We start from the raw sequence: 24,963 nt of genomic DNA, 5'->3' as shown, positions 1-24,963 counted from the left end.
GCCCCTCGTCTGTGTGTGTCAGTGGCTCCACATCAGGCGCCGCGAACTACGCGTGTGCTTGTGTTCCTGCATCGACCTGAGAACGGCCGTCAGTTGTTGATCCCGACTCTTGCGGTGCGCGTCTTCCTGGAGCTCAAGAATCTTCAGGATTTTGTCCAGGGTGGCTCGTAGCTGCGCGTGTTCTTTCAACACGGTCTCCACGCTGGTCTGTAGGGTGCCCAGTTGATGGGCAAGGTGTGCCGATTCGCCGCCGCTGATATTGGCCGGTGATACACTGGTGGTTCCTTTGTCGTCACCGGGTGTGTCTTTGAAGCCGAGCGCCGCGAGCTCCGCCGGATCGATGATGTAGGTGGGGCCGAAGGTATCTTGGACTTGTTCGGCCTTTAACTTTCCTCTTTGAATCCAACGGCGTACGGTGCTGGGATGACAACCCAGAAGTTCAGCAGCTTCCCGTACCGTCACGAGGCATCCCTCCCCAGAAATGAGTGGCCGCGTATCTTACCTCGAGTCTAAACCAAGTCGGTTGCGATGTTTGTCGAAGTGAGACAGCGTCACCGGTTTCCGACAACAAAACCGCCGAATTGTCATTTGACAGACCGGCCGCAGCGTGTGATATCCTAATACTGCAAGCAAGCGCTTGTTTCAGTTGGATGAAAGCGCTTTAATCGAGAGCGGATTAGACGCGGAGATATTCATGTGGAAGGCATGAGACAAACGGGTCACTCTGTAAGGAGGCCAGTGCGATGGAGATTCGCAAGATGTATATTGACGGAGAATGGGTGACCGCAGAAAGCCAGCAAACGCTGTCTGTCCACAACCCGGCCACGCAAGAACTCGTGGGGATAACCACGTTTGGGGATGAACGAGATGCAAAAAAGGCGATTGATGCCGCGCACCGGGCGTTCCCAAGCTGGTCAAGGCTGACGGCGCGTGAGCGGTCGCGGTACTTATATCGGCTCTATGAATTGGTGTATCAGCATCGAGATGAATTGGCGTTGTTGATTTCGACCGAGATGGGCAAGCCCCTGCGAGAAGCGAAGGGGGAGGTCGTGGGTTCTGCTGACTATTTTCTCTGGTATGCGGAAGAGGCCAAGCGCGTGTACGGGGACACCGTTCCTTCGTCGTTTCCGAACAAGCGGATTGTCGTCATGCGCCAGCCGGTCGGTGTCGTAGCCGCGATTACGCCGTGGAATTTCCCGGTGAACATGGTGGCGCGCAAGATTGCTCCGGCGTTGGCGGCTGGGTGTACGGTCGTGCTCAAGCCGGCCGAATCGACGCCTTTGTCTGCCGTCCGTTTGTTTGAACTCATTGCCGAGGCCGGGTTCCCGGCCGGGACCGCCAACTTAGTCATCGGTAATCCGGAACGCGTGGGACGCGAGTTTCTCGATAATCCGAAGGTGCGAAAAATTGCCTTTACCGGATCGACCCGGGTCGGTAAGCTGCTGATGCAGGGTGCCGCCCAGCAGGTGAAACGGGTCAGTCTGGAGTTGGGTGGACACGCCCCATTCCTGGTGTTTGCGGATGCGGACCTGGATGCGGCGGTAGAGGGGTTGTTCGAGAGTAAGTACCGCAATGCGGGGCAAATGTGCATCTGCACGAATCGTCTATACGTCGAGGAATCGGTCTTGGACACGTTCGTCGCCAAGTTGAAACAGCGGCTCGTGCGGGCGAAAGTCGGCGACGGCCGCGACAAGACGGTCGAGATTGGTCCGCTCATCAATCAGCAGGGCATGGAAAAGGTCTTGTCGCACATCGCGGATGCAAAGGAAAAAGGGGCGGTCCTCGTCTGTGGCGGTGGGCGGCTGACGGAAGGCGACTACGCGAAAGGTTGGTTTGTTGAGCCGACAGTGCTGGTCGGAGTGACTCCAGAAATGCGTATCTACACCGAGGAGACATTTGGTCCGGTGGTGCCGGTGATTCCGTTCCGAGACGAGGAAGAGGCGATCCGTATGGCGAACGATTCGACGTACGGACTAGCCGCCTACGTTTATACTCAGAACGTCAGCCGCTCGTTCCGTCTGGCCGAAAGTCTCGAGTATGGCATCGTTGGCGTCAACGACGGGGCGCCCACCCAGATCCAGGCCCCCTTTGGTGGCTTTAAGGAAAGCGGGTTGGGCCGAGAGGGCGGCCGGTACGCCATGGACGAGTTTCTGGAGACCAAGTTTGTATCCTTTGGTCTGTAGGGACATGGGACGCAATAAGCGATGGAGGCAAGCCCGTGGCCTGAGCTTGAGGGACCGTTCACCCATGAGTCGAAGTCGACGCGCACCGGAAAAGAAACGTACCGAGTGGAATGGTCGGATGCTTGCGCGCATCCGGCCAGGTTGTATGCTTAGAGTGGAGGAAGAGGGGGCCGGGCCGTGTTGAGCCCAGAAGCACAGATGTGTCGATGCATGCACCTTTGCGGCTGATGGTGCGGACGGATGAAGGCAGGACGTGGATTGAAACATGGGGGGGTTTCCATGATTTCACAAAGTGAACGGCTGGAGCGGTACGCGGATTTGGCTATCCGAGTGGGGATTCACCTCCAGCCCAATCAGGTGCTTGTGATTCACGCGCCGGTTGAAGCCTATGCGTTCGTGCGCAAGGTGGTGGAAGTGGCTTACCAGGTGGGGGCCGCGACCGTACACGTGATGTGGCAGGACGACCACGTGCAGCGAACGCGGTTGCTGTCGGAGCCGGAGGCGCAGCTGAAGGAGTATCCCCAGTGGAAGGCCCAACCCTACATCGAGTTGGCAGAGACCGGAGCCGCCTTTCTGACCGTTATCGCGCCGGACCCGAAACTGATGGATGGCGTGCCGGTTGAGCGCTCCATCTTGGCCGTTCGGGCTGCACAACAGGCGTTGCATCCATACCGGGAGGCCATCCAGTCGGCGAAAGTGAATTGGTCCATCATCGCACTGCCGACCGAAGCCTGGGCGGCCGAGGTCTATCCAGACGATCCGCCCGACCAGCGGCTGGAACATTTGTGGGACACGGTGGCGCGAGTGATTCGCCTCGATACCCCAGACCCGGTGCAGGCGTGGCAGGACCATGTGGACGGGCTCGGTCGGCGGGTGGCTGCCCTCAACGCGGCCCGGTTTCAACAACTGCACTATACGGCACCAGGTACGGATCTGACCATCGGGCTGCCAGAGGATCATGTGTGGGTTGGGGGTGGAACGAGCACGCAGAACGGGGTGTTCTTTGTCCCTAACCTACCGACGGAAGAGTGTTTCACGGCACCCCAGTATACCCGTGTCGAGGGGGTGGTCCGCAGTACGCGTCCGCTCTTACACGCCGGCCAACGGATTGAAGACTTTGAGCTTCACTTTTCGGAAGGCCGTATCGTCGAGTACAAAGCGCGCGTCGGAGAGGACGTGCTCGCGTCGATCATCGAAACGGATGAAGGCTCCCATTACCTTGGCGAAGTGGCACTGGTTCCGAACAGTTCTCCTGTCTCTCAGGCCGGTGTTCTGTTCCATCATACCTTGTTCGATGAAAACGCGTCTTGCCACCTGGCCATCGGGTCGGCCTATCCCCTGAATCTCAAGGATGGGGTACGGATGAACCGGGATGAGTTGAAAAGGCGGGGACTTAACACGAGCTTGATGCACGTGGACTTCATGATTGGCTCAGCGGAGTTGAATATTAACGGGTTGGACGCGTCCGGACGGTGGGTGCCGGTTCTCCGCCATGGGGAGTGGGCCTCCAAGGTATAATCTGGATGATTCGTTCAGGCAGGCCGGTTCGGGCGACTTGACTGTGACCGGCTCTGCCTGACCTTGTTTCTGGGAAAGGAGAAGATTCGGGTGTTGAACACGCGCATCACCGAGTTGCTGAAGATTCGCTACCCGCTGATTCAGGCCGGGATGGCCGGCGGACCGACGACGCCGGAGCTCGTAGCCGCCGTATCCAATCAAGGCGGTTTGGGCACCATCGGCGGCGGTTACCTGCGGCCGGATGCACTTCGCGACCAGATCCGCCGGGTTCGTGAACTGACGGAGAGGCCGTTTGCCGTCAACTTGTTTGCGCTGGAAACCGTCCCGGACATCGAGGCGGCGGTTGTGGAGGACATGAACGCGTACCTCAACGAGATTCGGGAAGACTTGGGGCTGTCGCAACGGACTGGGACGCCCGCCGTGGAGGTGGATTTTGAGGAGCAGGTCGAGGTTGTGGTCGAGGAGAAGGTCCCCGTATTCAGCTTCACGTTTGGCATCCCGGGGGAAAAAACCCTGCAGCGGTTGAAAGAACACGCCGTGATTATTGGAACCGCGACGACGGTTCGGGAAGCCGTGTTGCTGGAACAGGCGGGAGTGGATGCGGTTGTCGCGCAGGGAAGCGAAGCGGGTGGGCACCGCGGCACATTTGCTGAGGACGACGTAAACCGGGCCCTCATCGGAACCATGGCCTTGGTCCCACAAGTTGTCGATAAGGTGCAAATCCCGGTGATTGCGTCTGGTGGCATCATGGATGGGCGAGGCTTGGTCGCGGCCTTGGCGCTCGGCGCCAGCGCGGTCCAGATGGGAACCGCGTTCCTGACCTGTCTGGAGAGCGGGGTGCACCAGGCGTACAAACAGCGGCTACAAGCCAGCGATGAAGATGAGACGGAGCTGACGCGAGCCTACTCAGGGAAGTGGGCGCGCGGCCTGCGGACCACTTTTATGGAGCGAATGGCCCAGTATCCCGGGGAGATTCCCCCGTATCCGATACAGAACGCGCTGACCCAGGACATTCGCCGGGCTGCAGCGGAGACCGGCAATGTCGAATTTATGTCGTTATGGGCCGGACAGGCACATGCCTTGGCTGCGTCCCATCCGGCGGGGGCGCTGGTCCAGCAGGTCCTGGAAGACGCTGCGGCCACGCTGCGCACCCTGGTCCGGGCTGCGTCCCGTTAACAGGGCTAAAGAAACTGCACCGTCCGTTGACATACATTGTCCCTCCGGATAACACTTCTTCATCAATCCATGGTAGTATAAGGATTATTAGAATTCAGATAGTTATGCTGGGAGGGGACGATGTGGCTCATTCAGGCGGAAATGAGTTGCGGCTTGTGCTTCGCCTGCGCATCGCCCGGGGCGTTCGTTTCAGCGACGCCTATACGGCGATGAGTGAGGCAGGCGGAGACATTGTCGCCATGGACGTTCACCACGTGGCCAAAGAATATACGGTGCGAGATGTTACGGTCAGCGTCCGCAGCGACGAGGATGGGCAGCGGGTGATTCAGGCTTTACGGGATCTGGACGGAATCGAGATTGTGCACGCTTCCGACCGGACGTTTCTGGTTCACCTTGGGGGTAAAATCGGCACGCACCTGAAGGTGCCGGTGAAAAACCGGGATGACCTATCGATGGTCTACACGCCGGGGGTGGCACGGGTTTGTCAAGCCATCCACCAAGACCCGAGCAAGGCGTTCCAGCTCACCATCAAACGCAATACCATCGCTGTGGTAACGGACGGATCGGCCGTGTTGGGGCTTGGCAATATTGGCCCACGCGCGGCGCTGCCCGTGATGGAAGGCAAGGCGATGCTGTTCAAGCAGTTTGCTGATGTGGACGCGTTCCCGATTTGCCTGGATACTCAGGACACGGAAGAAATTATCCGCATGGTGAAAGGCATCGCTCCGGTATTTGGAGGCATTAACCTCGAGGACATTTCCTCGCCGCGGTGTTTTGAAATCGAAGAACGGCTGCGGCAGGAACTCGATATTCCCGTCTTTCACGATGATCAACACGGTACGGCCGTGGTGATGCTGGCTGGTCTGCTGAACGCCCTGAAGATTGTGGGAAAACGGATGGCGGACCTGCACGTGGTGATGAGCGGGGTGGGTGCGGCTGGCGTGGCCTGTACCAAGATTCTGTTGGCCTCGGGTGTATGCGACGTCATTGGCTGCGATCGCAGTGGCATCATTGAACCCGGGCACACTTATGACAACCCCATCAAACAGTGGTACGCGGAAAATACCAACCGACGGGGGATGTCCGGCACCTTGGCCGACGCCATTCGTGGAGCCGATGTGTTCATCGGGGTGTCCGGGCCGGGCGTGTTAACGGTGGACCACCTGAAGACGATGGCCGAGAACCCAATTGTCTTTGCCATGGCCAATCCGATTCCTGAGATTCTGCCGGAAGAAGCCGAGCCGTATGTCCGGGTGATGGCCACAGGGAGATCGGACTATCCGAATCAGATTAACAACGTGTTGTGCTTTCCAGGGATTTTCCGCGGGGCGCTCGATGTGCGGGCGCGGGAAATCAATGAGGAGATGAAACTGGCTGCGGCGCGTGCGATTGCGGCGTGTGTGCCGGAGGAACAGCTGAACGAACAGTACATTATCCCGAGCGTTTTCAATCCGCATGTGGTTGAGTCGGTGCGCAAGGCGGTTGCCGAGGCGGCGGTACAAACGGGCGTGGCCCGGCGCGATCCGCCCGTGGATTCGTTAGAGGCTGCCAGCGTGCATGGGAATCGTTGAGGGGATGACCTCGCGGCGCGAGCGCTGCGCGCGTTCGGCAGGCACCGCGGATTACGATTCCCTACCTGCCGGATGGACAAGGGGGGCCGCAGGTGATGCCACGTACGACCTCGGTCCGCCCTTGACCTGCCGCGCCGCAGCATGGCCCCAGTCGACATGGGTGGCGGAAATCCCGTGATGACTCAGGTCGAGTCCCAATTCTTCCTCCGCGAGGCTGACTCGAAGCGGCACGACGCGCGCGACAAGCTTTAAGGCGCCAAAGGTGGAAACGGCTCCCCAGACGCAGACCGCTGCCGCACCAAGGGCTTGCACCGCGAACAGCCGCAATCCCCCGCCGTAGAGCAAGCCGCCGTGCTCTGCAAACAAGCCCACCATGAGCGTGCCAAAGATTCCGCCGGCCCCATGAACAGCGACTGCACCGACCGGATCGTCCACATGGAGACCATCGACCCATTGGGTGGCCCAGAGCATCAGGATGCCAGCACAACCGCCAATCAACAGCGCCGCTCCGGATCCGACGTAGGCGCATCCAGCGGTGATGGCGACCAGCCCAGCGAGCACACCATTGATGGTGGCGAGGACGTCCGCCTTGTCGGATACAAACAGGCTGTACAACAGAGCGCTGGCGCCCCCGGCGATGGAGGCGAGCAAGGTGTTGACGGCAATCTGCGAGATATCGGAAGCCTCCGCGTTTAACGTGCTGCCCGCGTTAAAGCCAAACCAGCCAAACCAAAGGACGAACGTGCCAATCGCGGCCAACGGAATGCTGCTGGCGTGGAACGAATTCGCCCGTCCCTGTTCATCAAACTTACCGACCCGTGGGCCAATGGCGCGCGCCGCGACGAGGGCGGAACACCCGGCCATAGCGTGAATGGTGGCCGAACCGGCAAAGTCGCGCATCCCCAGTTGGTTGAGCCAACCCCCGGCTCCCCAGACCCAGTGTCCGGAGACCGGATAGATGACCGCCGTCATTAGGACGGCAAGCAGGAGGTAGGCTTTGAAATTCATGCGTTCAGCGACGGCGCCACTGACGATGCTGACGGCGGCAACGGCGAACGCGGCTTGAAACAGCCAAAAGGTGTCATGAGGAATGGTTGTCGGCAGGTGTAACAGCGTGCCGGTGAGCGAGAATCCGCTGGTGCCCACGAGTCCTGCCGCATCACGGCCGAACATTAGACCGAAGCCGACGACAAAATACGCGAGTACGCCGAAGATGAGGTCGACGAAGACCTTCATGATGATGGATACATGGTTCTTGGAGCGAATCAGTCCGGCTTCCAGGAGGGCAAAGCCGCCTTCCATGAAGAAAATCATGGAGGCGGTCAGCACAACCCAGACCGTGTTGAGGCCCATCACCAAGGAGTTCCCCATCGACATCTCCACCCTCCAGGTTTTTCTTTATTATGATTATGGGCGGAGGTGTCCGAGATGAGAAGGGGTTTTGTCAGGAATCCTTACACAGTGGATGAATGTAACCGTTTGCTTGACTTGGGACTGGGCTATCGAGCCAGCGTAGGGGAACGCAGGTTCCTGGGGCTGCGTCTGCGTCGTCCATGCGGATGAGACAGTTGGCCTGGGCGAGGGTGGACAGGACGCCCGGGGACTGTGCGGTTTGTGCATCGACTTGCACACGTCCAGCGTCAATCCAGGCATGCGCCCGCAGGACACGTGTGTGTTTCACCGGTTTGAGGTGAAGTGGGTGCGTGAGTATACCGGATGCTGGGAAGGGTCTATCCTCCCAGCCGAGGGTGTGGCGAATGGCAGGCCGGACGAGGACTTCGAATTGGATAAAGCAGGCGGCAGGGTTTCCAGATAGTGCAAATACGCATGTGTTCTCAAGTCGTCCGGCCACGAGTGGGGTGCCCGGGCGCATCCAGACTTTCTCGAGGATGGGCTCGAGTCCCAGTTCGGCGAGGATATTCGGGACAAAATCCGCGTCTCCCTTGGAGACACCCCCGCTGAGCACGAGGTAGTCGATTCCGAGCGCGTCCTGAATGGCTTGTTTTAGCACACGAGGATCGTCCCGGATGGTGCGTACCCAAACGACCTTGGCCCCGTCCTCTGCAAGGGCAGCGCGCAGAAAGGCGTCGTTACTCGAGTAAATCTGTCCGGGACCCAGGGGTTGCAGAGGGTTATCCATCAGTTCACTCCCGGTGACAAGGACGGCCACGGTCGGGGGAACCGCGGCCGGCACCGTGGTTACCCCAAAGCCCCGGCAAGCGGCCAGGTGTCGGCCACTTAGGCGCGTGCCCGAGGGGACGATGACCTCGCCGGCGGCCGCATCGTCCCCGGCCGGCTGCACCGATTCTCCTTTTTCAATCGGGCGCAAGACGGTAATCACGTCCCCTTGTTCTTCGCACCATTCAAACCGCAGCACGCTGTCTGCTCCTGGCGGCAGAGGAGCGCCGGTCATAATGCGTACCGCCTGCCCCTCCTGCAATGCAAAATCTGCCCCTTGTCCGGCCATGACCACACCGATGCGCTGCAGACGGTTTCCACGACGAGCGGCGTCCGCGGCCTTCACGGCGTATCCGTCCATCATGGCGCGGGCAAACGGGGGCACCGACGTACGCGCCCTCACCGCTTGGGAGGTGACACGCCCGATTGCTTGATCAATCGCAACCGATTCTATGCACACGGGGCGACCCATGTCCCGCAAGTGAAGAAAAGCCTCGTCAAGTGTCAACATCTTCGGCATGGTGCAGCCCCCCTTCGTCTTCATTCGTGTTTCCGAATGTGTCGAGAACCCGAGACAACCGCAGGTTGCCTAGACGGCCGGACACGACGTCGGCGGCGAGTTTTTCCGCTTCTCCGTCGCGATACACAGGTCCCCCTATCCCTAGGGCCGAGAGGTTGAGATGATTCGGCGCCACGATGGCCCGCAGATTGGCCAAGGAGACGCCACGGAACCAGTCGACGTCCGCCGGGCGACGTAAAACCACCACTTTCGGTACCGGTGTGAACTTAAACCCTTCGACCAGGATGACATCCAGAGGCTGCCGGTGCTCTCTCGTCCTTGCGATGAGGCGTCGACAAAGCGACCACAGGTCGTCGGCGGCCGGATCGCGCATATCGCGCCACAGCGTGCGCCCGCCGCCGGTCAACAGCGTCCCGACGGCCCCGTGTTGAACATACGTGGCCGTATCGGATTCGGCCTTCTCCCAGTCGTCCGGCGCGCGGGGCTGCAGGTGGCCATCGTGTTTGATGGCCACCACGTGCAAACCACGGCGTGTCCAGGCCGCAATTAATTGGGCGGCGAGGTGTGTCTTGCCACTGCCCTGAGGGCCGACGAGGGCGAGGATGAGCGGCTCTGTCGTCATCGCTGGAGGATGACCCCGAGATAGCGCAACCGCCACACGTTCAGCCCGACCGTATCCGCCCCGAGCCCCACCTGAAAGGTGGATGCAGCGCCTCCGGTTCCGTTCGTCCCCTGCTTGCTGGCGGCGCCGCGGCCGACGGTCAATAAGCACGCAGCTAACGCTGTCAGGACTCCGGAACGGAGAAACGAACTCTTTTTCTTCATTCACCATGACTCCCCTTGTAACTGCAACTGGGATACCAAGGATATCGTCTCGAGCTTGAAAACAGAAGATATTTCGACGTTGCTACGCCAAAATCCTGCCGTCTTCGGCAGGATGTACGCGGACTGCTCAATCTGCGCCATTCGGATGGACGGCATTTGGGTTTTCTAGTTCCATGCCAAGAATTGGATTTTCGTAAGGAAAATGTTTCCCAATTCGCCTAAGATTATGCCGGCGTTACACCCGCGTTGGTGTCTCGCCGTCTACGTGGTGTAGAGTAAAGGACGAGGTGGGGGGAGCGTATCTATCCCACAGCAAGGATCAAGCTTGGCGAAGAATGGGGAGTGACAGGAGAAATGCAAGTGGAACGCGTGCTCGAGCGTTTGACGAGCTATCAGGATGTCGAACAGGCAATCGACGACGTGGTGACGGAGGCGTTTTTTGCCGCGCCGTTCTTGACGTGGCTGCGGGATGGGCGCTACCACTCCTATCAACTTCGGCATTTCGCGATTCAATACAGCTATTACTCCCGCCATTTTCCACGCGTGCTGGGAGCCGCGATTTCGGCTATGGAGCCGTTGGACACGTGGTGGGTGCCGCTGGCAGACAACTTGTGGGATGAAGCCGGACGCGGGCGGCCAGGCCATTCCCACGAGCAGTTGTACAAGACGTTTTTGCTCTCGGTCGATCCGGACGTCGCTTTGGACGAGCGCGGCATCCCGCAGGAACCGATGTCGGCGGTCGTCAAACGGGCCATCGATACGTTCATTGACTTCTTTCGCGATGCTTCTCCGCTCGCGGCGATGGCCGCAGTCGGTCTCGGTTCGGAGATGTTTGCCGGGCGTGTGATGCAGGCCATCGGAGAGGGATTCAGCCATCCGGTGTACAATCGGGATCGAAAAATTGATGTACGGTTTTGGGAAATCCATGCCGACGAGCATGAGCCACGCCACTACCAGCTGTGTCGGGACATCTTGGTACAGTACCAAGAGCCGGAGGAACTGCGGGAGATGTTCCAGGTTGGCCGCGAGATTGCTTTATCGGAGGCCAAAATGTATCAAGGACTACACGAAGAAATGCTGGCGCTCAAGCAGGCGTGAGGAGCGTCCCTGGAGGTAGAGAGATGAGCTTTGCAATCGCCGACGTGGTGGCCGCTGTTGCGCCAGGTTCCGAGGCGGCGGCGCAGCGGGTGGAGACGCATCTGGAGTTGTTGACCAAACCGCCTGGCAGCCTGGGGCGACTGGAGGCGCTGACGATCCGCTTGGCTGCGGTCATGGGGTCGCTGGATGTCGCCGATTTGTCGCCGGTCTGCCTGCTGTTTGCAGCGGACCACGGGGTGGCTGCCGAAGGGGTCTCCGCCTACCCACAGGAGGTCACGGAGCAAATGGTCATAAATATCGCTGAAGGCGGGGCGGTAAGTAGCGTCTTGGCCCGTCAGCACGGCATTCCCCTGGAGGTCGTGGATGTCGGGGTCAAGCAAACCATTCGACATCCGCGCGTGGTGTCGTGCAAGGTGCGCCCGGGAACAAACAACTTTGTCCATGGACCTGCCATGACGAAAGCCGACGCGGAGGCAGCCGTGCGGGTAGGGATCGAGCGAGTGATGGCGGCCTCCCAAGCGGGAAGAAGGTTTCTGCTGGTGGGTGAGATGGGGATTGCCAATACGACCGCTGCAGCGGCAATGGCGGCTGTGCTGGGGGAGTGGACGCCCGCAGAGGTGACGGGGGCCGGTACGGGCATCTCGGATGCGCAACGCGCGCATAAGGTTAAGGTGATTGAGCGGGCGATTGCCGCCAACCAGTCGGCTTCCGACCCGTGGGAGATTCTGGCTTGTTTTGGGGGGTTCGAAATCGCCGCGTTGTCTGGCGCCATACTGGCGGCCGCGGCCCAACGCATGCCCATCCTGTTGGATGGGTTAATGACCGGTGTGGCCGCGTTATGGGCTTGCAGGCTCGCCCCACATACCCGGGATTATTTGATTGCATCCCACGTTTCCGCAGAGCCGGGACACCGTCTCGTTCTTCAGAGGCTCGGAATTGAACCGTTGTTGGACCTCAATCTGCGCCTGGGAGAGGCTTCAGGTGGGCTGTTGGCCTGGCCGCTCATCGAAAGTGCGCTCAGCGTGTTTCGAAACACTGCCACATTCAGCAGCGCCGGAGTGAGTGGGCCATCGGTAGAGTGGTGAAACCAAACTTTCTTGGGAAATGTACGTACAAATAATTAAGGAAGATTAGAGGCGCGCCGACTGAATTCGCAGCCGGCGTGTTGATTTATGTTGAAAGCGGTTGATGAATCCGTTACAATAACAATTGTTTCGCGATGTTTCGATGGTTTATTGGAAAAAGGAGGAGGAAAAATCCTTATAAATGGAGTTAAGGGTATTAATTGGATGTACGTACAAATCGCTTCGATAGCTATGTCCAGTGAAGATAGGAGTGTGATGACACGATGAGCCACGCCCTCTTTCATCCATCCGGGATCGATTACATTATCGTCGTGGCCTACTTTGTTTTTGTGATTGCGGTTGGCTTCTTACTGCGTCGACAGACGGTTACGGGCGAGGACTTCTTTCTGTCCGGACGATCTCTGCCGGCATGGATTACCGGTATTGCGTTTATGTCTGCGAACCTGGGCTCGACCGAAATTATCGGCATGAGCGCCGGCGGTGCCGAGTACGGGATGACACAGACGCACTTTTATTGGATTGGTGCGATTCCGGCGATGGTCTTCATGGGCCTGTACATGATGCCGTTTTATTACGCGTCTCGCGCGCGTTCGGTGCCGGAATACCTGAAGCTGCGCTTTAACGAGGCTACGCGGGGCGTCAACGCAGCCGCCTTCGCGGTGATGACGATTCTCGTCTCTGGTATCGGTTTGTATTCGATGGCGATTTTGTTCCAGACGCTGGTTGGGTGGTCCCTCAACACAAGCATTTGGGTATCCGCGGCGATTGTCCTTGTGTACGTGTTTCTCGGCGGCCTGACCTCTTCGATTTTCAACGAAGTTACGCAGTTTTTCTTAATTGTCTTAGGACTGTTACCGGTTACGCTGATTGGCATGCACAACCTGGGCGGATGGAACGGCATCGTCCAGCGCGTGCCGAGCGATTTTGCGCACGTCTGGGCAGGGCTTGGCACCGCGCATAACTCTTTGGGTGCGAACTGGGTTGCGGTCGTGCTCGGGCTTGGTTTCGTCACTTCGTTTGCCTATTGGACCACCGACTTTCTGGTTGTCCAACGGACATTTGCGGCCAACAGTATGCGTGCCGCTCAGGTGACACCGATTTACGCGTCGTTCATCAAAATGTTCATCCCGTTCATCAGCGTCGTCGTGGGTCTGATTGCCTTGGCGGTCTTCCCACACATTGGCCACGACGGGACTAGCTATAACCTGGCTTTCCCGCTCTTGATGGCGAAGTACTATCCGGTGGGCATGATTGGTCTTGGCATTACGGCTATGATGGCCAGCTTTATGAGTGGTCAGGCCGGTAACATCACGGCGTTCTCCACGGTTTGGACTTATGACATCTACCAGGCCTACTTCAAGAAAGACGCGTCCGACGCCCACTATCTGTGGATGGGGCGTATGGCAACGGTCGCCGGTGTGCTGATTTCGATTGCCACCTCGTACATCGCGGCTGGTTTTCCGAGCATTATGGACTACATGCAGACCTTGTTCTCGTTCTTTAACGCCCCGATTTTTGGCGTGTTTTTGCTCGGCATGTTCTGGAAACGGACAACCGGATGGGGTGCATTCTGGGGCTTGGTGTCCGGGATTGCGTTCGCGTTCATCTTTTACTTCTTCCTGCCGTTCCACTTCGCCACGCCGAACGCCGGCAACTTCTGGCGCGCCTGGTGGGTGTGGGTGGTAACGACGGTCGTCTGCGTCTTGGTCAGCCTTATCACGAAGCCCAAATCGGAGGAAGAACTCAAAGGGTTGGTCTATGGGGTCACCAAGTATCGTTCCTACAAGGGCTACCCGTGGTATAAACGCCCAGGTGTTCTGGGGTGCATTTCGCTGGCGATGTTCATCGTGCTCGATATCATCTTCTGGTAAGGGGTGACAGGGAATGGAGAAATCGTCCCAGACCGGGTTTCTCGATTTACGTCGACTGATTGGCGTTCTCCTGACGTTCGATGGCCTCATCATCACCGTCTACGGTCTCGTGGCGCATCCGAAACTTGCAGATGTTCCACTGAACCTGGATCTTTGGTGGGGCTTGCTGGTACTCATTGTCGGCGTCCTGTTTCTCGTGGCGTCGTTCCGTCCCCCGCGTCCGACGGAACCGGAACCACACGGGTTTGACGATTGAGTGGTTGATTTCGTGAGAGGCATATAAAGCCGCCGATTCACGTGAAAGACTTGGGACCGTGAGCTATCATGAGAGATGTGGTCTACAGTTGCGGCGCCACCCGGGCTTCGGGCGGCGCTTGCAATTTTCCGGCATCCGCGCGAAGATGGGGATGTGGTTTTCTGCAGCTCAAAAACTGGGAGAAGGTGAATCAGGTATGGACGAGCAAGCCAAGAAGACGGCCCTGCGAGGGATTACCTACGGATTGTACGTGATTGGCACGAAGGTTGGCGATGATGTGAATGCGTTTACGGGCAACTGGTTAACCCAGACCTCGTTTACTCCGCCGCTCGTAGCTCTCGGCGTGAAAAAGGGCACCAGCTCATGCGATGGCATCCTGCAAAGCGGGGTGTTTTCGGTCAATGTGCTGGAGAGTGGCCAGAAAGACCTGGCGTTCACGTTCTTCAAACCGGTTTCCCGCGTGGGCAATAAGTTTGGCGATATCGAGTTTTATACGGCGACCACCGGCAGTCCCATCCTCAAGGACGCCTTGTCCTGGTTTGAGTGCAAGGTGGTCGATCATAACGACCGCGGAGATCATGTCCTGGTGGTTGGGGAGGTCATCGACGCCGGTGTCCATCGCGAGGGCAAGCCGTTGACCCTCGGCGAGTTGGGGTTATTCTACGGCGGTTGACACCCCACCACACAGCGGGAGGATTTCACACCCATGCGAATTTACACGCGCGGTGGGGATAGGGGACAGACCACCTTGATTGGCCGCAGGCGCCGGTTCAAGTCCGACGTGCGCGTGGAGGCCTACGGGGCCGTCGATGAAGCGGGTGCCTTTCTTGGCCTGGCCGCTAGCTATCTACGGCCCGAGCAAGAGCAGGATATCCTCGATCTTTTGGCCGGGGTGCAGCAGCGTCTGTGGGATGTGGGAGCGGACTTGGCGGCGCCTGCGGATGCGGGTTTTGCCTACCGGACCCCGGATACCGCGGCGGCTGACTTGGAGCCTGCGATTGACCACTATCAAGCGGAGGCCGAAAAACTCACACAGTTTATCATTCGCGGCGGCGACACGGCCGCGGCCGCCTTGCATGTGGCCTGCACGGTGGTTCGCCGGGCGGAGCGCCGCGCAGTCGCGCTCATGCAGCAGGAGGAGATTCATCAGCCTGCCCTCCGCTACCTCAATCGGCTCTCCGATTTGCTGTTTGTCCTTGCGCGCGCGGTCAATGCGAGACGGCATGTGCAGGATGTGGTGTATGAGCACAGTGGACACGTCTTCCATTCGCCCGAGAAATCGGCCGCGCGTTCAACCGACAAACCGGCCACCCCGTCCGAGAAATCGGCCGGTCCAGGGGGCGCGTCTTCCGCCGCAGCTGAGAATTGACACCTTATCGGCCGGTTCGGTACAATTCCGAAGAACAAACTATCACCTTGCGCCTTGGGTGCCCTGCCATCACGCAGGGAGAATAGGGAAACCGGTGTAAGTCCGGTGCGGTCCCGCCACTGTAATCAGTGTTATGGGGTGGGCGCCACTGCGATGGTTTCGCGGGAAGGCGTCCACCGTAGGTTGCTGAAAGCCAGGAGACCTGCCCAAGGGCATGCGAGCTGAACCTTCGAGGAGAGGTTGAGTGCGCCGACAGGGTCTCGTAGACCTCGTGCGTGAACTCTGCCGAGAGGCGGAGTTTTTCTATGCCCACTCGCAAACGACTCAGAAGGGGACGCTCCAGACGATACGGATGGAGGGTTCCACAATGAAACAAAAGCTGGTTTGGATTTCTGCCGTGACGGCGGTCGCCTTGTTGACCGCAGCGTGCGGCACGCAAAGTGCATCCAACACCGCAAAAGACCATTCCACTGCGAAGCCAACGACTCCGTCATCCACGGGCGGATCGACCACGGTCCATTATCCACTCACCTTGACCGACGATGCGGGACATAAATTGACCCTTGCCAAGCAGCCTCAGCACATTGTTTCCGCCACCGAAGGTACGGATGAAATTCTGACGGCACTGGTCCCGAAAAAGCGGATTGCGATGGTGACGTCTCAGGCGAGCAATCCGAATTACTCGAATGTCCGTGCGCAGGTAAAAGGCATTCCGGCGATTTCCGATGCCGCGAGCGACGTGGAAAAGATTTTGGCGGCGAAGCCCGACCTCGTGCTGTTGGCTTCTTACACGAAGCCGGGGGCGGTCCAGCAGATTGAACAAGCAAGCGTTCCAGCCTACGAATTTAACAATTTCAATTCGATAGCCGACATTGAGCGCAACATTGGGGTCGTCGGCAAACTGGTCGGCGAGCCGGCGAAGGCCAACCGTTTGGTCAGCGCGATGAAGCAGAACTTGTCCGGGATTCACCAGGCGGTTAAGAACGAAAAGAAGCTCAGTGTACTCGACTACAGCTCCTACGGCTTTGCGGCGGGCAACCAAACCACAGTGAATGATATGATTGTGGATGCCGGCGGCATCAACGCGGCCGCGAAGCTGAACGGGTGGGCGAAAGTGACCGATGAAGAAATCGTCAAGATGAACCCGGACGTCATCATCGACTCTTCGGATGATAAAGCGTTCATACAAAAAATTCTCCACGATCCTAAGCTGCAGACTGTCTCGGCCGTCAAAAATCATCGTGTGTACGCGATTAATGGGGCGGACCTTTCGAGTGTTTCGCAATACGTGGTGAAAGGGGTTTGGGACGTGGCCCACGCGATGTATCCGGACGCGAACCTGCCCCAGGTCACGCTGCCGACGCCATGAGGCACCCTTCCACCCGCCTGGCCTTGTGCGCACTGGCTGCCGCCTTGGTGATAGCCACAGCCATGGAGGTTTCCATTGGGCCAATGTCGATTCCGGTCGCTAAGCTCATTCCGGATACGCTCGCCTATTTGCACGGGGTTCGCAGCGGGGACGCGGTGGTGATGGGCGCGATTCGCTGGCCGCGCGCCCTGGTGGCGATACTGGTCGGGGCGGGTCTCGCCTCGACCGGCGCGGTCCTGCAGGCGGTGTTTCGCAATTCGATGGCCGATCCGGCCGTCATTGGGGTCTCCAGCGGCGCTTCGCTGGGCGCCGTGTTGACGATTCAAGTCGGACTGGCCAAGCTGAACGTCTGGGCGACGCCCGTTGGGGCCTTTCTCAGCGGGCTGGTTGTCGTGTATGTCATCTATCGTCTCGCGACCCTGCAAGGAAGGACGGCCATCTACGCATTACTGTTGGCGGGGGTGGCCGTCAGTTCATTCTGCAGCGCGATGGTGATGCTGCTGTTATCTCTAGTTCCGTTGCAAACCATGCAGGAGATGATGTTCTGGCTCATGGGGGGACTGGACGGCACCACCTGGACGAGCGTATGGATGGTCCTCGTGTTCGTCTTCGCTGGACTCGCGGTTTACGGGTGGCAGGCCCAGGCGCTCGATATTCTCTCCATCGGGGAAGAGCAAGCGGAAGGGCTTGGCGTCCCCATTCAGACCATCAAGCAGATTTTGTTTGCGATGTCCGCCCTGGTCGTCGGGGCGTGTGTCAGTGTCAGCGGGGTCATTGCGTTTGTCGGGTTGATTGTCCCGCACTTAATCCGCATGTGGGTAGGACCTCGGCACCGCGTGCTCTTGCCGGCCTCTGCCCTGGGCGGCGGAATTTTGCTGGCGCTGGCGGATCTTTTGGGACGCATGGCCTTGCAGCCGGTGGAATTGAACGTGGGCGTGGTGACATCGTGTCTGGGGGCGCCGTTTTTTCTTTACCTGCTGCGCCGCCACTATAAAGCGTTTGAACGGGGGTCCAGACAGTGAACCAGGAAGTACGTCTGGAGCTGAAGAACCTCGGTTTTCAACCGGTGCTCTCCGGTGTATCGGCCACTTGGCGGGGAGGTCAGGTGGTTGGCATCGTCGGCCCCAACGGGGCCGGCAAGTCCACCCTGCTGCGGCTGTTAGCAGGGATCTGGCCGGCTTCCAGGGGCGGTGTGGTCTTGAACGGCAGGTCGTTATCCACATTCACAGCCAAAGAGCGCGCCAGGTACTTGGCTTACCTGCCGCAGCAGCAACCGGAGGACTGTCCGTTCACGGTGCGTGAATTTGTGGAGATGGGCCGCTACGCCCACCGCAGCCCGTTTGGCGGTTTGGGGGCGCACGGCTGGCGAGTCGTCCACGCATCCATCCAGCGCATGGGCCTCACCGAATACGAGTGCGTCCCGCTCTTTCGACTGTCCGGGGGGGAACGGCAGCGGGCGGGCGTGGCCCGTTGTCTGGCCCAGGAAAGCCCGATTCTTGTGCTGGATGAACCCATCTCCAATCTGGACGTGTATTACCAGCTGGATATGCTCGAGCGACTGCGGGAATTGGCCGCAGACGGGCGACTCGTCATCCTGGCCATTCATCACCTGGAGTTTGCAGCCCGCTATTGCACGGAATTGATGATTTTATGGGAAGGGCGTGTGTATGCGACGGGGCATCCAATCGAGGTCCTCACCCCGGATGCTCTCCGTGACGTCTTCCGCGTGGAAGCCGACGTGTTTGCCGACCCGCATTCGCAGCATCTCCGTTTCACCTATCACCGGTCCCTGGCCGGGGACTTCGCACGGTCTGGCGTCAATGCCGGGATATCAAAAGGGGGGGGCGTATGAAATCCGTGTTTGTGCTCGGCGGGGCACGCAGCGGCAAGAGCGGCTACGCCGAAACACGGGCCCGTCAACTCGCGGCCACTCACGAGCTTTCGGTTACGTACGTGGCGACGGCAGAGGTCACCGATGACGAGATGGCGGATCGGATTCGTCGCCACCGAGAGGCGCGACCGTCCGCCTGGCGTACCCTTGAGGAACCGATGGATATAGCCCCTGTGTTAGCCCGCGCCACAGCCCATGATTTGATTCTCGTCGATTGCCTCTCGCTACTCCTGAACAACTGGCTCTACGTCGGCTGCAGCGAAGACACCTACCTGCAGAGAGTGACGGCGTTGACGGATGCACTGAAGCGTGGGGAAGGAAGGGCGATTTTGGTTAGCAATGAGGTGGGGGCAGGGATTGTGCCCGGGGATCACTTATCACGGTTGTATCGAGATTGGCTAGGCTGGCTGAATCAAAACGTCGCTGCGGTTGCGGATGAAGTCGTTTGGATGGTCGCCGGCATCCCTGTGCCCGTCAAAGGGGCCACGGACGCGCCACGCTAGGGCCATGGACCGGAAACGCGTGGGTGGCAACTACGGCATCTGGATGGGGCGACGAATGTGCTCGCGGCCTTGTTATGTTTGGGGGCGCAGTCTGTTGGTGGTTCTACGCTGTCTGATTCTTGCCTGGCAGTTTGCCACGGTTTGGCCTGCACCGCGCATTCGCGATGTACAGGAAACCGAGATTCACTGGAGTATGGCGTTTGTACCCTTGGTTGGGTTCGTCCTCGGTGTGTTCCTCTGGATGGTCGACGCGGGCTTAGAGGCCTGGCTGCCTACAGGCCCCAGTGCGGGCGTGGCACTCGCCTTGTACACGGCAAGCACCGGCGCTCTGCACGTCGACGGCTGGATGGATACGGTGGATGGTCTTGCCTCCCGCCGTCCGCAGAAGGAGGCGTTGGCCATCATGAAGGACAGCCGATCGGGAGCCGTTGGCGTGGTGTTTGGGGTCTGCTTGCTGCTCATAAAGTTCACCTGCCTCAGTTCCGTGCCCGCGTCGTTTCACATTCATAACCCGTTGGCCTGGTCTCAAGCGGCGTGGTTGTGCTGGGCGCCCATGCTCTCGCGCCTAGGGATGATCTGGTCGATGCGTATGGCGCCACCGGCTCAGCCAGGTCAGGGCCTTGGCGCAGTGTTTGCCGGGCGCGTGCCAATCGGGGTGCTGTTGTTGGGGAGTGTCTGCACGTTGACCTTGGGTGTGGCGGTATTGCCCGTAGGGCAGGTGTTGTTGGCGGCCATATGGACATTGTTCATTGCCGCGGGGTTCAGCGCCTGGATGCGCCGACGCTTTGGCGGAATGACGGGAGATACATACGGTGCGCTACACGAAATCACCGAAACACTTCTGTGGTTGATGGCAGTGGCGCTGTTGGCCGGGGAGGGCTGAAGATGCAGGATGAACATGGGGGGCGCCTGTTGGACTACCTTGAGCAAACCGGGCTGCATCCCGAGGATATCATCGACTTTAGCGCCATCCGTAGGCGTGACGACAATGAACGCCTGTGGCAGGCTGCGATGGGTGTCTTGGAGCATGGTTTGCGAGAGCCCAAAACCGTTTCCAGTGCCCAACCTGCTCGAGGGCGAGCGAAGAGCCTGATGTTGGTCGGCACCGCGTCCAACGTCGGCAAGAGTGTATTGGCGACGGCGCTGTGTCGGATTTTGCGTCAGGACGGTTGGGACGTGGCTCCCTTCAAGGCGCAGAACATGGCGCTCAACTCGGCGGTCACCCCGTCTGGGCGGGAAATCGGCAGGGCGCAGGCGGTTCAGGCCGAGGCGTGCGGCATCCCAGCCAACGAACACATGAACCCGGTGTTACTCAAGCCGACCGGAAGCCAGGCCAGCCAAATTGTCCTGCAGGGACAGGTCTATGGCTCGGTAAGCGCCCGGGCGTACTTCACGGATGAGAAAACCGCCTTGTGGCAAGCCGTAGAGGAGAGCTATGCGTACCTGGCCGAGCGCCACCAGGTGATTGTCATTGAGGGCGCGGGGAGTCCGGTGGAAGTCAATCTCAAGTCGCGCGACATCGCAAACTTTCGCACCGCCGCCATGGCGGATGCGGATGTGCTGTTGGTGGCGGATATTGATCGCGGCGGCGTCTTTGCCGCGATTGTCGGGACACTACAGCTGCTCGACCCGTCCGAGCGTGCGCGGGTGAAGGGCATCCTTATCAACCGTTTCCGCGGCAACCCTGGTTTATTTGAAGAGGGGGTGCGCTGGTTGGAACAACACACCGGCATCCCGGTCGTCGGCGTTATCCCTTACATCGAAGACCTCACCATTGATGAAGAGGATTCGGTGTCCTTGACTTCACCCCGCTATCGCAGCCAGACGGGAGATGACTCCACGGATGGGGTCAGGCGTGTACGGGTGGCCATCATCCAGCTTCCACACATCGCGAATTTTACGGACTTTGACCCCTTGTTTCTCGAACCGCAGGTGGAGGTGTGCTATTGCCGACACGCATCGGAATTGGCGGATGCGGCGGCGGTGGTGTTACCTGGAACGAAGAGCACGCTATTGGATTTGGCTTGGCTCCGCGAGCAGGGGTTCTTCTCGGCGCTTCGGCGTCATGTCGAGGCGGGCGGATGGCTGCTGGGGATTTGCGGTGGATTTCAAATGCTGGGGACGCAAGTGGCCGATCCGCACCGCATCGAGGGTGGTACGGTTTGTGAGCCGGGACTCGGCGTACTCCCCATGACGACACAAATCGGACAAAGCAAGCGGACCGTGCAGGTGTCCGGGGAATTGTTGGGGCGGTTTGCCGGCATTCGGGTGCGCGGGTATGAGATTCATATGGGTCAAAGCCAGGTGGACGACGAAGCGAACCAGACTCGGGATGGGGCGGTGCGGCCGTTTGCCCAGACGTGGGTTCGAGACGATGCGCATCGCAAGGAGGAAGGTTGCATCACACTGGATGGGCGTGTGATTGGCACGTATTTGCACGGCATCCTGCACAACGACGAGTTTCGGCGGGCATGGCTGCGCGAAATCTGCGCTGCTCAGGGTATCCCATACACCCCTGCCTCGGTCACGGTCGACGAGGCGCGGGAGGCGGCGCTGAATCGGCTGGCCGCGGTGGTGCGGAGACACATTCGTATGGACTTGATTTATCAATGTTTACGGTAAACATCGGGACTTGCCGTTGTAGACGTAATTGGACAATCTAGACGTGGTGTGGCGTTCACTGCCTTTGAGGAGGTGGAATATGGAAGTCGGATTACTTGTTTTGGCATTGGTTCTGGTTGCAGGCGTATGTTCAGCCCGCGTGAACGCGCGCATCGGGTTTCCCGCGTTGATTGGCTTCGTGTTGATTGGGGTCCTCATCGGTCCGCATGGATTCGACATTGCCCCGCGGATTAGCGCACACCTCGCTCAGTACCTCGGTTATGTCGCACTGATTCTCATCTTGTTTGAGGGGGGTCTGCACACCTCGTGGAACCGTATCCGTAATGCTTGGGCTCCGTCCCTCTCGCTGGCGACACTGGGCGTGATCATCAGCTCGGCCATTATGACCGTACTGGCCGCAGGCTTGCTCCATCTGCCGTTTTATGCCGCCGCCTTGGTGGGGGTTGCGGTCAGTTCGACCGACGCCGCCTCTGTGTTTTCGATTCTTGGCGGGGCGGCACTCCGGCGCCGTTTGGTCGATATCCTGGAGGTGGAATCGGGTACGAACGACCCGATGGCGTTCTTTCTCACCATCATCCTGATTCAATGGGCGGAAAGCGGCATCGGATCGGTCGGTCAGGCGACCTTGCACGTCATCGTCCTGTTCAGTTTGCAGATGCTGGTGGGCTTAGCGGCTGGCATTGCGATGGGGTATGTGGGCTCGTTCGTCAACCAGCGCATCAAACTGGATACGGGTGGGCTCTATCCGACCTTGTCCTTAGCGTTTGCCTTGCTGGCCTTCGCGGTGGCCGATTTGGCCCACGGCAGCGGTTTTTTAGCCGTCTACGCGGCGTCTGTCTGGATGGCCAATCACCGTTTGGAGCACCGTTACAGCATCCTCCGCTTCCACGAAGGCGTATCGTGGACCATGCACATCCTGATGTTTGTCGTTTTGGGCCTGCAGCTTCATCCAGCGGGTGTGGCGCACATTGTCCTGCCTGGATTGGGTCTGGCGGTCGGGGCGCTGTTTGTGGCAAGGCCCACCGCAGTCTGGTTGTCCACGCTCGGCATGGGGCTCGATTGGCGGGAAAAGGTGTTCCTCAGTTGGGCTGGCCTGCGCGGAGCGGTGCCCATTGTCCTCATCTTGACCGCGATGCTGGCGCCGGTCTATACTCCGGAAACGATGTTCGATGCGGTCTTCTTTGTCGTACTAGCATCCACCTTGGTGCAGGGCTTGACGGTGGTTCCGTTTGCTAAGCGCCTGGATTTGTTCGATCCGTCTCCCTCCGAAGGTCTGTTTGAGCTCGTCGCCATCGCCCGTGAGAACGCGATTGTACTGCCGGTAGAGATTACGCCGGATTCCCAGCTGGTGAACAAGAAGATGGTCGAGGTTCCATTTCCACCGAACACCCTCTGCTATGCCGTCGTTCGGGGAGAGAGCGTGCTTGTTCCGCGTGGGGCGACCCGCCTTAAGGCGAACGACCATCTGTTGATCCTCTCCGACAGGCACCACGTTCCGGATTTGCGGCGTTTGTTCGAGCAGGAATACGTGGGTAATCCCCAATTTCTCCCGTAATCACCGCGACAACATGTCCCAACGCGCAACCCTTTGTGCAACGGGTGTTTTGCATCCGTATATGTTTGCCGCAGAAGCTCCAGGCTGCCCGCCTAGCCGAGGGCGGGATCGAGCAATCCGTAGAGCAGGTGCCGCTGTCCGGGTAAGGGAGTGCCATGCCAGGTCATCAAGGGCGAGTGCATGACTAGTTGCCACCCAGTCTGTTCAAGCGCGTGTCGGAACGCCGTTTGACTACCGGGCACGTCGATGCGGAGCACCCCATGGGTCACGCGCTGAACCGCACTCAGCAGGGCCAAGGCCTCGGGCAGGGAGGCGGCGATGAGCGGGCCAACGGCCAGGGCGCCTGGTTTGGCTGTGACGAGTGCGACTCCGGAGAGCCTGCCGTCGGGAGCGAAGGAACCGAGGGCCGTCTGCGACCGCGTCGGTGTGGAATCAGGGGTTGCCTCTATGGACGAGATATACAGGCGCGACCGATTCGCGCCGACTGCGATACGGTCGAGGTCGACCAAGTCGGTCCACTGTTCCTCACGAAGACAGACACAGCGAGTCGTGTGGCGTGCGTGGTCCGCATGGGGTGCGGTACCGAGCCGGTGACGGGCGGTAGACCCAGCCCCGTTCTCCGTGACCTTCTCCAGACGCAGCTGGTATCGATACACCGTATCCAGCGTTTCAAACCCGAGGGATTGATAGAGCGGGTAGCCGGCCGCCGTGGAGACCAGCGATATACACTGGGTATGGTCTCGTACCCGTTCCAGGCATGCAGAGACCAAACGCCGACCAATCCCCTGCCTTTGTACGTCCGGATCGACCATGACCATACCCAGGGAGGCCCAGGCTTCATCGTAATGGAAGACGGCTGCGGTCGCCAGGAGTTGGGTGTTGCGGCGAAGGCCAATCACCCAGCCCGCCTGGAGCAGGGAGACGGTTTGTTGACGGCGGAACGCCCATCCCAAGCGAGCTGCCAGGGACTCCACGGCCGGAGCTGCAGTCACATTCAGAAGTTCCCAATCGTCGCTGGGCATAATCGGCATCGTATCCTTTTCTCCCCTTGGTCGGTATCGTCGAGCTTCATTCTATCACGAAACCCCGCATGGATTTTCTCATAGGTTCCCCGTCAGTCCTTACAGCCAGGCATAAGGCGTGGGCGTTTCGTGAACATTGTACTTGTTACAGGGATGCGGCCCGATTTTATCACGGTGGATGGGGGTGAGGGTGGAACCGGGAATTTCCGGCTGAGTTCCGACCTGACTACGTGGTCTACAAAGACGTGCGGGGGAAGGGGTGGACGCTGGATGAAGTTGCGGACGAGGCGTTTGCGACGACGGGCCGCTAAGGGGTAGGCTGTCTAACGGCCCGTTCTGTTTCCGGCACCT

At 59.3% G+C, this 24,963-nt stretch carries 23 protein-coding genes and 1 riboswitch; of the genes, 17 read left to right on the top strand and 6 right to left on the bottom strand.

What is annotated here, in order from left to right:
* Positions 1–18: 18 nt before the first annotated feature.
* The gene (locus tag H522_RS17355) at positions 19–462 is read right to left on the bottom strand and encodes a helix-turn-helix domain-containing protein (RefSeq protein WP_035452349.1); all 444 of its coding nucleotides are present in this window, start codon (positions 460–462) and stop codon (positions 19–21) included.
* Between the two features lie 281 nt (positions 463–743).
* Here H522_RS17355 and H522_RS0103465 point away from each other — a divergent pair, with 281 nt between their 5' ends.
* The 4 genes from H522_RS0103465 to H522_RS17350 all read left to right on the top strand — a co-directional run bounded on the left by H522_RS0103465 (position 744) and on the right by H522_RS17350 (position 6,448).
* Positions 744–2,183 (top strand): NAD-dependent succinate-semialdehyde dehydrogenase, encoded by a 1,440-nt coding sequence (locus H522_RS0103465; protein ID WP_026961238.1) that lies wholly within the window; start codon positions 744–746, stop codon positions 2,181–2,183.
* 282 nt (positions 2,184–2,465) lie between these two features.
* The gene (locus H522_RS0103460) at positions 2,466–3,701 is read left to right on the top strand and encodes an aminopeptidase (RefSeq protein ID WP_026961237.1); all 1,236 of its coding nucleotides are present in this window, start codon (positions 2,466–2,468) and stop codon (positions 3,699–3,701) included.
* A gap of 90 nt (positions 3,702–3,791) precedes the next feature.
* Positions 3,792–4,877: an NAD(P)H-dependent flavin oxidoreductase gene (locus tag H522_RS0103455; RefSeq protein WP_026961236.1), complete on the top strand. Its 1,086-nt coding sequence runs from the start codon at positions 3,792–3,794 to the stop codon at positions 4,875–4,877.
* Between the two features lie 122 nt (positions 4,878–4,999).
* Positions 5,000–6,448 carry an NAD-dependent malic enzyme gene (locus H522_RS17350; protein WP_211230639.1) on the top strand — a complete coding sequence of 483 codons (1,449 nt, stop codon included), beginning with the start codon at positions 5,000–5,002 and terminating at the stop codon, positions 6,446–6,448.
* A gap of 51 nt (positions 6,449–6,499) precedes the next feature.
* On the opposite strand, the gene H522_RS17345 is transcribed toward H522_RS17350, so the two are convergent.
* The 4 genes from H522_RS17345 to H522_RS21710 all read right to left on the bottom strand — a co-directional run bounded on the left by H522_RS17345 (position 6,500) and on the right by H522_RS21710 (position 9,971).
* The gene (locus H522_RS17345) at positions 6,500–7,825 is read right to left on the bottom strand and encodes an ammonium transporter (protein WP_081411832.1); all 1,326 of its coding nucleotides are present in this window, start codon (positions 7,823–7,825) and stop codon (positions 6,500–6,502) included.
* Between the two features lie 67 nt (positions 7,826–7,892).
* Positions 7,893–9,146 (bottom strand): molybdopterin molybdotransferase MoeA, encoded by a 1,254-nt coding sequence (locus H522_RS17340; protein ID WP_051343781.1) that lies wholly within the window; start codon positions 9,144–9,146, stop codon positions 7,893–7,895.
* The gene (locus H522_RS0103435) at positions 9,124–9,768 is read right to left on the bottom strand and encodes a molybdopterin-guanine dinucleotide biosynthesis protein B (protein WP_026961235.1); all 645 of its coding nucleotides are present in this window, start codon (positions 9,766–9,768) and stop codon (positions 9,124–9,126) included. Before H522_RS0103435 ends, H522_RS17340 begins: the two co-directional genes overlap by 23 nt.
* Positions 9,765–9,971 carry a hypothetical protein gene (locus tag H522_RS21710; RefSeq protein WP_026961234.1) on the bottom strand — a complete coding sequence of 69 codons (207 nt, stop codon included), beginning with the start codon at positions 9,969–9,971 and terminating at the stop codon, positions 9,765–9,767. The genes H522_RS0103435 and H522_RS21710 overlap by 4 nt, the downstream gene beginning before the upstream one ends.
* Before the next feature lie 360 nt (positions 9,972–10,331).
* Between H522_RS21710 and H522_RS0103420 the strand changes: the two genes are divergently transcribed.
* The 13 genes from H522_RS0103420 (at position 10,332) to H522_RS0103360 (ending at position 23,590) form a co-directional block, all read left to right on the top strand.
* Positions 10,332–11,069, top strand: coding sequence for an iron-containing redox enzyme family protein (locus H522_RS0103420; RefSeq protein ID WP_026961233.1), 738 nt, complete (start codon positions 10,332–10,334; stop codon positions 11,067–11,069).
* 23 nt (positions 11,070–11,092) lie between these two features.
* A complete protein-coding gene (cobT, locus tag H522_RS0103415; RefSeq protein WP_026961232.1) occupies positions 11,093–12,154 on the top strand; it encodes a nicotinate-nucleotide--dimethylbenzimidazole phosphoribosyltransferase in 1,062 nt (353 codons plus the stop codon).
* A 263-nt stretch (positions 12,155–12,417) separates the two neighbouring features.
* The gene (locus H522_RS0103410; RefSeq protein WP_026961231.1) at positions 12,418–14,025 is read left to right on the top strand and encodes a sodium:solute symporter family protein; all 1,608 of its coding nucleotides are present in this window, start codon (positions 12,418–12,420) and stop codon (positions 14,023–14,025) included.
* A 13-nt stretch (positions 14,026–14,038) separates the two neighbouring features.
* Positions 14,039–14,281 (top strand): hypothetical protein, encoded by a 243-nt coding sequence (locus tag H522_RS17335; protein ID WP_026961230.1) that lies wholly within the window; start codon positions 14,039–14,041, stop codon positions 14,279–14,281.
* Between the two features lie 196 nt (positions 14,282–14,477).
* Positions 14,478–14,954 (top strand): flavin reductase family protein, encoded by a 477-nt coding sequence (locus tag H522_RS0103400; protein WP_026961229.1) that lies wholly within the window; start codon positions 14,478–14,480, stop codon positions 14,952–14,954.
* A gap of 33 nt (positions 14,955–14,987) precedes the next feature.
* Positions 14,988–15,650 (top strand): cob(I)yrinic acid a,c-diamide adenosyltransferase, encoded by a 663-nt coding sequence (locus H522_RS17330; protein ID WP_081411829.1) that lies wholly within the window; start codon positions 14,988–14,990, stop codon positions 15,648–15,650.
* Between the two features lie 39 nt (positions 15,651–15,689).
* Positions 15,690–15,874, top strand: a riboswitch (cobalamin riboswitch).
* A 20-nt stretch (positions 15,875–15,894) separates the two neighbouring features.
* Positions 15,895–17,019 (top strand): ABC transporter substrate-binding protein, encoded by a 1,125-nt coding sequence (locus H522_RS0103390; RefSeq protein ID WP_245577999.1) that lies wholly within the window; start codon positions 15,895–15,897, stop codon positions 17,017–17,019.
* Positions 17,016–18,041, top strand: coding sequence for a FecCD family ABC transporter permease (locus tag H522_RS0103385; protein WP_026961227.1), 1,026 nt, complete (start codon positions 17,016–17,018; stop codon positions 18,039–18,041). The genes H522_RS0103390 and H522_RS0103385 overlap by 4 nt, the downstream gene beginning before the upstream one ends.
* Positions 18,038–18,871: an ABC transporter ATP-binding protein gene (locus H522_RS17325; RefSeq protein ID WP_245577997.1), complete on the top strand. Its 834-nt coding sequence runs from the start codon at positions 18,038–18,040 to the stop codon at positions 18,869–18,871. The genes H522_RS0103385 and H522_RS17325 overlap by 4 nt, the downstream gene beginning before the upstream one ends.
* Complete coding sequence (gene cobU, locus H522_RS0103375) at positions 18,868–19,413, top strand: bifunctional adenosylcobinamide kinase/adenosylcobinamide-phosphate guanylyltransferase (protein ID WP_026961226.1); 546 nt, start codon at positions 18,868–18,870, stop codon at positions 19,411–19,413. Before H522_RS17325 ends, cobU begins: the two co-directional genes overlap by 4 nt.
* Before the next feature lie 97 nt (positions 19,414–19,510).
* The gene (gene cobS, locus H522_RS17320) at positions 19,511–20,296 is read left to right on the top strand and encodes an adenosylcobinamide-GDP ribazoletransferase (RefSeq protein ID WP_245578002.1); all 786 of its coding nucleotides are present in this window, start codon (positions 19,511–19,513) and stop codon (positions 20,294–20,296) included.
* A gap of 2 nt (positions 20,297–20,298) precedes the next feature.
* Positions 20,299–22,035, top strand: a complete 1,737-nt coding sequence (locus H522_RS0103365) for a cobyric acid synthase (protein WP_245577996.1) — start codon at positions 20,299–20,301, stop codon at positions 22,033–22,035.
* 79 nt (positions 22,036–22,114) lie between these two features.
* Positions 22,115–23,590, top strand: coding sequence for a potassium/proton antiporter (locus H522_RS0103360; protein ID WP_026961224.1), 1,476 nt, complete (start codon positions 22,115–22,117; stop codon positions 23,588–23,590).
* 92 nt (positions 23,591–23,682) lie between these two features.
* Here the strand turns inward: H522_RS0103360 and H522_RS0103355 are convergent, their stop codons facing one another.
* Complete coding sequence (locus H522_RS0103355) at positions 23,683–24,621, bottom strand: GNAT family N-acetyltransferase (protein ID WP_026961223.1); 939 nt, start codon at positions 24,619–24,621, stop codon at positions 23,683–23,685.
* Between the last annotated feature and the right edge of the window lie 342 nt (positions 24,622–24,963).

The sequence above is a fragment of the Alicyclobacillus herbarius DSM 13609 genome, assembly GCF_000430585.1.
Classification (GTDB): domain Bacteria; phylum Bacillota; class Bacilli; order Alicyclobacillales; family Alicyclobacillaceae; genus Alicyclobacillus_G; species Alicyclobacillus_G herbarius.
Note: the sequence above shows the minus strand (reverse complement) of the source record. Positions and strands in the feature narration are given on the sequence as shown.

Bases quoted from the DNA above. Each gene is read 5' to 3' on its own strand.
- H522_RS0103465 (WP_026961238.1), top strand. From the start codon at position 744: ATGGAGATTCGCAAGATGTATATTGACGGAGAATGGGTGACCGCAGAA.
- H522_RS17345 (WP_081411832.1), bottom strand. From the start codon at position 7,825: ATGTCGATGGGGAACTCCTTGGTGATGGGCCTCAACACGGTCTGGGTT.
- H522_RS17340 (WP_051343781.1), bottom strand. From the start codon at position 9,146: ATGCCGAAGATGTTGACACTTGACGAGGCTTTTCTTCACTTGCGGGAC.
- H522_RS0103435 (WP_026961235.1), bottom strand. From the start codon at position 9,768: ATGACGACAGAGCCGCTCATCCTCGCCCTCGTCGGCCCTCAGGGCAGT.
- H522_RS21710 (WP_026961234.1), bottom strand. From the start codon at position 9,971: ATGAAGAAAAAGAGTTCGTTTCTCCGTTCCGGAGTCCTGACAGCGTTA.
- cobT (WP_026961232.1), top strand. From the start codon at position 11,093: ATGAGCTTTGCAATCGCCGACGTGGTGGCCGCTGTTGCGCCAGGTTCC.
- H522_RS0103410 (WP_026961231.1), top strand. From the start codon at position 12,418: ATGAGCCACGCCCTCTTTCATCCATCCGGGATCGATTACATTATCGTC.
- H522_RS17335 (WP_026961230.1), top strand. From the start codon at position 14,039: ATGGAGAAATCGTCCCAGACCGGGTTTCTCGATTTACGTCGACTGATT.
- H522_RS0103400 (WP_026961229.1), top strand. From the start codon at position 14,478: ATGGACGAGCAAGCCAAGAAGACGGCCCTGCGAGGGATTACCTACGGA.
- H522_RS17330 (WP_081411829.1), top strand. From the start codon at position 14,988: ATGCGAATTTACACGCGCGGTGGGGATAGGGGACAGACCACCTTGATT.
- H522_RS0103385 (WP_026961227.1), top strand. From the start codon at position 17,016: ATGAGGCACCCTTCCACCCGCCTGGCCTTGTGCGCACTGGCTGCCGCC.
- cobU (WP_026961226.1), top strand. From the start codon at position 18,868: ATGAAATCCGTGTTTGTGCTCGGCGGGGCACGCAGCGGCAAGAGCGGC.
- H522_RS0103365 (WP_245577996.1), top strand. From the start codon at position 20,299: ATGCAGGATGAACATGGGGGGCGCCTGTTGGACTACCTTGAGCAAACC.
- H522_RS0103360 (WP_026961224.1), top strand. From the start codon at position 22,115: ATGGAAGTCGGATTACTTGTTTTGGCATTGGTTCTGGTTGCAGGCGTA.
- H522_RS0103355 (WP_026961223.1), bottom strand. From the start codon at position 24,621: ATGCCGATTATGCCCAGCGACGATTGGGAACTTCTGAATGTGACTGCA.